Source organism: uncultured Rothia sp. (assembly GCF_937976295.1).
GTDB lineage: Bacteria > Actinomycetota > Actinomycetes > Actinomycetales > Micrococcaceae > Rothia.
Window position 1 is genome coordinate 1 of sequence record NZ_CALJRY010000192.1, and the last position, 5,357, is coordinate 5,357.

Annotated in this window: 1 protein-coding gene and 3 rRNA genes; 3 read left to right on the forward strand and 1 reads right to left on the reverse strand. The window is 50.5% G+C overall.

All coding sequences use genetic code 11. The annotated features are described in order from the left end of the window. The 3 genes from Q0216_RS05375 to rrf form a co-directional block, all read left to right on the forward strand. Positions 1-483, forward strand: a 16S ribosomal RNA gene (locus Q0216_RS05375); the annotation flags it as partial. A 279-nt stretch (positions 484-762) separates the two neighbouring features. Then, positions 763-3,665: ribosomal RNA gene (locus Q0216_RS05380) — 23S ribosomal RNA — on the forward strand. 56 nt (positions 3,666-3,721) lie between these two features. Then, positions 3,722-3,831 (forward strand): 5S ribosomal RNA (gene rrf / locus Q0216_RS05385). A 93-nt stretch (positions 3,832-3,924) separates the two neighbouring features. Here rrf and Q0216_RS05390 read toward each other — a convergent pair. Beyond that, positions 3,925-4,491, reverse strand: a complete 567-nt coding sequence (locus Q0216_RS05390; protein ID WP_298593559.1) for a dUTP diphosphatase — start codon at positions 4,489-4,491, stop codon at positions 3,925-3,927. Between the last annotated feature and the right edge of the window lie 866 nt (positions 4,492-5,357).

The following is a 5,357-nucleotide window of genomic DNA, read 5'->3' on the forward strand; positions in this document are numbered from 1 at the left end:
CGTCAGCTCGTGTCGTGAGATGTTGGGTTAAGTCCCGCAACGAGCGCAACCCCTGCCGCCAGTTACCAGCATTAAGGATGGGGACTCTGGCGGGACTGCCCCTGTAAGGGGGAGGAAGGCGGGGATGACGTCAAATCATCATGCCCCTTATGGCCTGGGCTACACACGTGCTACAATGGACGGAGCAGAGGGAGGCGAAGCCGCGAGGCGGAGCGGAGCCCAGAAACCCGTTCACAGTTCGGACTGCAGCCTGCAACTCGGCTGCACGAAGCTGGAATCGCTAGTAATCGCAGATCAGCATGCTGCGGTGAATACGTTCCCGGGCCTTGTACACACCGCCCGTCACACCATGAGAGTCGGCAACGCCCGAAGCCGGCGGCCCAACCCCGTAAGGGGAGGGAGCTGTCGAAGGCGGGGCTGATGATTGGGGTGAAGTCGTAACAAGGTATCCCTACGGGAACGTGGGGATGGATCACCTCCTTTCTAGGGAGAAGAGAGCGTTTCTACTTGGTTATGAGTGTTCAGACACTCAAGGGAGGGTCCCTGAAAACCGGATAACATATTTCAAGCAAGAAGGAAGGCTGATCGGAAGATCAGACTTTCTGCGAAACACATAACAGAGAATTCAGAGAAGAGATCAGAGATGATAGAAGAGAGTCTGAAATCTGTTGTGGGCAAAAAGCTAAGAAACGAGAAAAGCAAGAGAAACAGCAAGAAAAGAAAAAGCAGAGAACTCAAGCTCATAGAAGAAAGACAAGAGAAGGTCAGGAAAGAAAGGGCGTATGGCGGATGCCATAGGCGCGCGAAGGCGAAGAAGGACGCAGCAAGCGGCGAAATGCGCCGGGGAGCCGCAGGCAGGCAAAGATCCGGCGATATCCGAATGGGGGAACCCGCTCCTCTAAGAGGGGAGCACGGCGGGGCGAACGAAAGGGGCCCCGCAGGAGCGAGACGCAGGGAAGTGAAACATCTGAGTACCTGTAGGAAGAGAAATCAAAAGAGAATCCGTAAGTAGCGGCGAGCGAAAGCGGACGAGCCCAAACCGCAGAGATGCGGGGTAGAAGGAGCTGCGAAGAGCGGAATTGAAGGCGTCAGGGGAATGGGCAGGGAAGCCCATCCGGAGAGGGTGAGAGACCCGTACCCGAAGGCGCAAGCGAGGAAGCGAGCAGAGATCCTGAGTACGGCGGGACACGAGGAATCCTGCCGGAAGCATCGGGGACCATCCCGAAAGGCTAAACACTAGCGCGCGACCGATAGCGAACGAGTACCGTGAGGGAAAGGTGAAAAGAACCCCGGGAGGGGAGTGAAAGAGAACCTGAAACCATATGCCTGCAAGAAGTCAGAGCCCCGCAAGAGGGTGATGGCGTGCCTTTTGTAGAATGAGCCGGCGAGTTGCCGTGCGCGGCGAGGTTAAGCAGAAGATGCGGAGCCGGAGCGAAAGCGAGTCCGAAGAGGGCGGAAGTCGCGCGGGGCAGACCCGAAACCGGGTGAGCTAGCCATGGGCAGGTTGAAGTCGGGGTAAGACCCGATGGAGGACCGAACCGACCCCCGTTGAAACGTTGGCGGATGACCTGTGGCTAGGGGTGAAATTCCAAACGAACCCGGAGATAGCTGGTTCTCCCCGAAATAGCTTTAGGGCTAGCGTCGCGCGGTGGCTGGGGAAGGTAGAGCACTGAATATGCGATGGCCGCATCCCGCGGTACTGAGCATAATCAAACTCCGAATGTTCCCAGAGGAGAAGCGCGGCAGTCAGTCTGCGGGTGATAAGGTCCGTAGACGAGAGGGAAACAGCCCGGACCAGCAGCTAAGGTCCCAAAGTGCATGCTAAGTGGAAAAGGAAGTGGAGATGTGCAGACAGCTAGGAGGTTGGCTCAGAAGCAGCCATCCTTGAAAGAGTGCGTAACAGCTCACTAGTCGAATGACTCCGCGCCGATAATTTACCGGGGCTAAGCATGACACCGAAGCTCTGGGCAGGAGACTGCGGTAGGGGAGCGTTCCATGCAGCGGCGAAGGCAGACCGGAAGGGCGGCTGGAGCGCATGGAAGAGAGAATGCCGGCGTGAGTAGCGAAATGTGGGTAAGAATCCCACACACCGATTGCCCAAGGATTCCAGGGGAAGGTTCGTCCACCCTGGGAGAGTCGGGACCTAAGGTGAGGCCGAGAGGCGCAGCCGATGGAAGACGGGTGGAGATTCCCGTACCCGTATGGCGGTGAAGGAGTGACGGAGAAGCAAGGCGGTGCCGGCGGACGGAAGAGCCGGTGTAAGCGAGAGACCCGGAGACCAGGGAAAACCGGTTTCTGATAAGGGGAAGGCGTGACGCATACGGAAAGCTGAGGCAAGTACGGAAAACCGAGGAGCATCTTCCAGGAAAAGCTTCTAGCAATAACGACATACGGCCCGTACCGAAAATGGACACACATGGGCAGGGAGAGAATCCCGAGGTGAGCGAGAGAACTGCAGCCAAGGAACTCTGCAAAATGACCCCGTAACTTAGGGAGAAGGGGTGCTCGCTGAGAGGCGAGCCGCAGAAAAATGGCCCAAGCGACTGTTTACCAAAAACACAGCTCTCTGCGAAGGCGCAAGCCGAAGTATAGGGGGTGACGCCTGCCCGGTGCTGGAAGGTTAAGGGGAGGAGTGAGCGAAAGCGAAGCTCCGAGCCGAAGCCCCAGTAAACGGCGGCCGTAACTATAACGGTCCTAAGGTAGCGAAATTCCTTGTCAGGTAAGTTCTGACCCGCACGAAAGGCGTAACGATTTGGGCGCTGTCTCGGCTGCAGACTCGGTGAAGTCTTAGTGCCTGTGAAGATGCAGGCTGCCCGCGACTAGACGGAAAGACCCCATGGAGCTTCACTGCAGGTTGGCATTGGACCTGGGTGCGTGATGTACAGGATAGGCGGGAGGCAGAGAACCCGGCGCGCAAGCGCAGGGGGAGCCGATGTTGGGATACCGCCCTTGGCGCATCTAGGCTCTAACCGGACGCCGGAGACGGGCGACGGGACAGTGCCAGCCGGGCAGTTTGACTGGGGCGGTCGCCTCCTAAAGAGTAACGGAGGCGCCCAAAGATACCCTCAGCATGGATGGAAACCATGCAGCGAGTGCAAAGGCATAAGGGTGTCTGACTGCGAGACAGACAGGTCGAGCAGGGACGAAAGTCGGGCTTAGTGATCCGGCGGTGCCGAATGGAAGGGCCGTCGCTCAACGGATAAAAGCTACCCTGGGGATAACAGGCTGATCTCCCCCAAGAGTTCACATCGACGGGGAGGTTTGGCACCTCGATGTCGGCTCATCGCATCCTGGGGCTGTAGTCGGTCCCAAGGGTTGGGCTGTTCGCCCATTAAAGCGGTACGCGAGCTGGGTTCAGAACGTCGTGAGACAGTTCGGTCCCTATCTGTCGTGGGCGCAGGAGGTCTGAGGAGAGCTGTCCCCAGTACGAGAGGACCGGGGCGGACGGACCGATGGTGGACCAGTTGTCGCGCCAGCGGCACAGCTGGGTAGCCAAGTCCGGAAGGGATAAGCGCTGAAGGCATCTAAGTGCGAAGCCCCCTCCGAGATGAGACCTCCCACCGAAAGGGTAAGGCCCCTTGAAGACGACGAGGTGGATAGACCGGGAGTGCAAGCACGGTGACGTGCTGAGCGGACCGGCACTAATAGGCCGAGGACCTGACCGGAGAGAGAGTCAGAGAGCGAGAAGTATGGAATCCGGTTTTGAGGGACCGTCGAGAGATCCGGTGGTGAAGGCGTGATGGACACACCCGTTGCCCATACCGAACACGGAAGTTAAGCATCACAGCGGCGAAGATAGTCCGAGAGGGCGAAAGGAGCACGCTGCCGGGCAGAGAGAGGGCATCCCCCTCTTTTTTTGTATGATTTCATATCCAATCCAATAAAAAAAAAGAACTCCAAAGGAGTTCCTCCAGATTACTATATTCATTTCTTGCTGGTTGAACCAAATCCGCCATTTCTTGTTTCTGAAGTGCTGTCATCTTCAGTGATACCATATGTAAAGAAAATTCCTTGGGCAAATCCTTCACCTTGATTGATTGAAAGAGTTTTATTTTCTTTTGAGTCATTTGTAAGTTTTATAAACATATGCCCTTCATTATCTGAATAGAAATAATCACTATCTATAATGCCTACAGTGTTATTAAGCTGAAGTCTATATTTAAATCCTAATCCGGATCTAGGAAAAATAGTAAGAACCCAGGAAGGATTCATTTTTACTCTTATACCTGTAGGAATAGTAACTGTTTCTCCGGGAGCCAGCACAAAAGAATAGGGAGCATAGAAATCATAGCCGGCTGATCCTTTTGTGGCACGCTTAGGAAGTTTAATAGCATCATATATTTCCTTAGATGTTTTGTGCTTCAGGATGTCCTTCAGTTTCTCTATTTTCTCATACTTTTGAAAGCAAAAGATTTGTAATATCCTCAGTATTGTGCCTCTAGACCTGGTAGACAGATTAAGTCCTGTGAAAAGTTTCTCTATTCTTGACATAACTAGGAGTAAAGGCTTTGTACATAAAATAAAAGAATATATAGAGATTTAAAATAGAAGATAAAATGTAGATCACCAAATACATGAATATTCACAAATCTTTATTTTGTTCATTTACTCTGTCATTTTATTTTTTGAGCTTGTAGCATGTGCCAATGGTCAGCTGAAAATCTAACACAGTCTCTTTTACAGAGAACTCATAGGCTGGATGACAGACTCAAAACCAGCAAGCTATGAGAGTGCAAAGACCTATAGCTGAAAGGGCTGTTCAAGTTCAAGGAAAAGAGTAACTGGATGAAAACATTAGGTTGTTTCTAAAAATTAAATCAAAATTTTAGTTAAGAATACTGTGATTATTTCTTGTTGCATAATTTTCTTAAAGGCTCTGAAAGAAACAAAAAAATACATTTTTTATAGAGACATTTAATGCTAAATTTAGTCCAATTGCTGTTGTTTAACTGTTCAATTCACATCCTATAAAAGTGTCAAATACTTTATAGACAATACTGAAAATATAATATTTAAGTACATACTTTTTCTTTCAATGCATTTTTCACACTTTAAAATGAAGAATCTAGAAATTGTAATTTGAGTTATCTTGTTACTTTATGCCTAGCATAACTCAAGAACTAATGTGTAAAAATTAATAATGTGTATAATCAAGTCTCAATGTTTTAATATTTAACATTCAAATTAGAATAGATAAAAGTAAAAAAAAAAATCTTCTCTAATATTTATATTTACTCACTCTTCTCATAGCTCAAGTGTGCACAAACACACATATTTTACTCTATCCAGTTTACCTTACCTCACAGGTAACATTTCAGTTAAGCATGCTGAGATTAACCTTGTTTTTTTTTTTTTTT